This window comes from Mesorhizobium sp. M7A.F.Ca.CA.002.04.1.1, assembly GCF_004022805.1.
GTDB classification, from domain to species: Bacteria; Pseudomonadota; Alphaproteobacteria; order Rhizobiales; family Rhizobiaceae; genus Mesorhizobium; species Mesorhizobium ciceri.
In genome coordinates this window covers 1-2,183 of record NZ_RZPL01000866.1, presented here as the reverse complement: position 1 = coordinate 2,183, position 2,183 = coordinate 1, and the positions used below count along the sequence as shown (strand labels likewise).

Annotated in this window: 3 protein-coding genes, 2 tRNA genes and 1 pseudogene; 3 read left to right on the top strand and 3 right to left on the bottom strand. The window is 61.6% G+C overall.

The genetic code is table 11. The features are described 5' to 3' along the window. A pseudogene (locus tag ENZ75_RS29665) lies at nucleotides 1-275 on the top strand (EamA/RhaT family transporter); the annotation flags it as partial. 132 nt (nucleotides 276-407) lie between these two features. Here the strand turns inward: ENZ75_RS29665 and ENZ75_RS29660 are convergent. Then, nucleotides 408-665: a GlsB/YeaQ/YmgE family stress response membrane protein gene (locus ENZ75_RS29660; RefSeq protein ID WP_013531402.1), complete on the bottom strand. Its 258-nt coding sequence runs from the start codon at nucleotides 663-665 to the stop codon at nucleotides 408-410. Between the two features lie 132 nt (nucleotides 666-797). Here ENZ75_RS29660 and ENZ75_RS29655 point away from each other — a divergent pair, with 132 nt between their 5' ends. Then, entirely contained in the window at nucleotides 798-1,262 is a 465-nt protein-coding gene (locus ENZ75_RS29655; RefSeq protein WP_024505802.1) for a YidB family protein, read from the top strand. 76 nt (nucleotides 1,263-1,338) lie between these two features. Here ENZ75_RS29655 and ENZ75_RS29650 read toward each other — a convergent pair. Continuing rightward, nucleotides 1,339-1,412 (bottom strand) — tRNA-Gly (locus tag ENZ75_RS29650). A gap of 89 nt (nucleotides 1,413-1,501) precedes the next feature. Then, nucleotides 1,502-1,586, bottom strand: a tRNA-Tyr gene (locus tag ENZ75_RS29645). A gap of 198 nt (nucleotides 1,587-1,784) precedes the next feature. On the opposite strand from ENZ75_RS29645, the gene ENZ75_RS29640 reads away from it, so the two are divergent. Then, nucleotides 1,785-2,183, top strand: a 399-nt coding sequence (locus ENZ75_RS29640) for an RNA methyltransferase substrate-binding domain-containing protein (RefSeq protein WP_281061310.1), incomplete at its 3' end; no start/stop codon positions are given.

The following is a 2,183-nucleotide window of genomic DNA, read 5'->3' as shown; positions in this document are numbered from 1 at the left end:
TGCCCGGGGCGCATCACCTGCTGCTGATGGCAGGTGCTGGATTTTTCCTGATCTTCGGCCACTTCTTCATCTTCATGGCCTATCGCGTCGGACCGACCAGCGCCGTGGCGCCGTTCTACTATTGCTTCACCGTCTGGGCGGTCATTTCGGGCCTGCTGGTGTTCGGGCAATTCCCCAACACACTGGCGGTCTGTGGCATCCTGCTGGTCGTCGGCAGCGGGCTGACCATCGTGTCGCTGGATCAGCGCCAGCGCCGGTTGGCCGTCGTCGCCTAGCCTCGTTTCATTGCGGGAACGCCGATCTTTGTTTTCGCCGCCCCGATGCCATAGGCAAGCCACAGCCGGGCATACCGGCCTGAAGCCGGTCTTGCCTTCAGAAACTCGAAACCTCAGACGATCCGCAGGCGCCTAAAGCGTCCGCCTTGCGCTGAACTGATGGTAGGCCCACAGAACAACCACCGCCCCGATGACGGCAACGATCAGGCTGTAGATGTTGAGACCGGTGACGCCTGATGCGCCGAAGGCACTGAAGATCAGCCCGCCGACAATGGCGCCGACGATGCCCAGCACGATATCCATTATGACACCCTGGCCGGTCTTGTTGACGATCTTGCTGCCTATGAAGCCGGCGACCACGCCGAGAATGATCCAGCTGATGATACCCATTTTTTCCTCTCCATCCCCTCGCCAGCCGAACATTTTCATATGATTGTCAAAACCTCAAGCCAGCTTGAAATTCCGCCCGAATGCTTCATTGTTGAGGAGGGGTCGGGCCTTGGTCGCTATGGAGGATCCACGATGGGACTTTTTGACAACGCCGTTCCCGGCGGCAACATCACCAAACCTCTGATGATCGCACTCGGCGCATTGCTGGTCGGCAAGATGCTGAGCGGCAGAAGTGCCGAAGAGCCGGAACAGTCTCCCGTGCCCGCTCCGACCGCCCCCGTCCCGACGGAAACCACATCCGCCGACGGTGGCCTGCTGGGCGGCCTGGGCGGACTGCTCGAAAAGCTCCGGGACGCCGGTCACGGCAACACCGCGGACTCCTGGGTCGGAACCGGCCAGAACCAGTCGATCAACGCCAACGATCTTGGCGCCGCGATCGGACCGCAGATCATCCGCGAGATCGCGCAACGGACCGGACTGGACGAGCAGGAACTGCTCAAGCAACTGTCCACCGCCCTGCCCGGCATCGTCGACAAGCTGACGCCGAATGGCCAGGTGCCGCAGCAGCACCAGGTCGCATCCGCGTTCAACAGCTGACGCGGCGCAGCCACGACAATTGGAGCGCTGCGCTTCGTGCGCAGTGCTTCGGCTTGCCGGTGATGGGATGAGTGTCTGGAGCGGGTAGCGGGAATCGAACCCGCATATTCAGCTTGGAAGGCTGCTGCTCTACCACTGAGCTATACCCGCGCCTTACCTGAAGTACCGGATTCATCCGAAAAGCGCCATGCACTTTTCGGTCCGATTCTTGTCGCGTTTCAGGGCTTCCGGGCCGGCAGTGGTGGAGAGGGTTGGATTCGAACCAACGTAAGCTAAGCTAACGGATTTACAGTCCGTCCCCTTTAACCACTCGGGCACCTCTCCAGTCTGCCGCCGGAGCCATGCAACGAGGCATTCACGCCGATCCGGACCCGAGTTATGTGTTCTCCGAAACCAGCGCAGCGCCTTATGGCGGCAAGGCCATTGGGTGTCAACCGCGCAGCCAGCGTTTTTCGATGTTGTTCGCCGGCTGTGACGGCGGGCCATATCCTTGGCCGGAGGACACCGCTATAGAAGCCAGCCATGAGCGATAAAACCAACACCCCCAAAGACACCCATTACGCCAAGCTGCGCCGCGCCTATCGCGACGAGAAAAGCGGCGGCGCGCCGGCGTTCCGGCCTCGACAGCCGGTTCCGCCGGGCGAAAATGCCGCGGACGGACTGGTGCGGCTCTACGGCCTGCACACGGTTCGCGCCGCACTCGACAATCCGCGCCGCAAGATCAGGAAGATGCTGGTGACGCGCAATGCGGCCGAGCGCCTCGAAATCGCCGATCTCGCCGCCCTGCCCTTCAAGACGGAACTGGTCGAACCCAGGGATATCGACAAGATCACAGGGTCGGATGCCGTGCATCAGGGTGTGCTGATCGAGGCCGAGCCGCTTAAAGCCAAGCGGCTCGATGCGCTTGGTGACGCGAATCTG

What these genes read in the sequence shown, in the direction of transcription:
- ENZ75_RS29655 (WP_024505802.1), top strand. Translation starts at nt 798, where the DNA reads ATGGGACTTTTTGACAACGCCGTTCCCGGCGGCAACATCACCAAACCT.
- ENZ75_RS29660 (WP_013531402.1), bottom strand. Translation starts at nt 665, where the DNA reads ATGGGTATCATCAGCTGGATCATTCTCGGCGTGGTCGCCGGCTTCATA.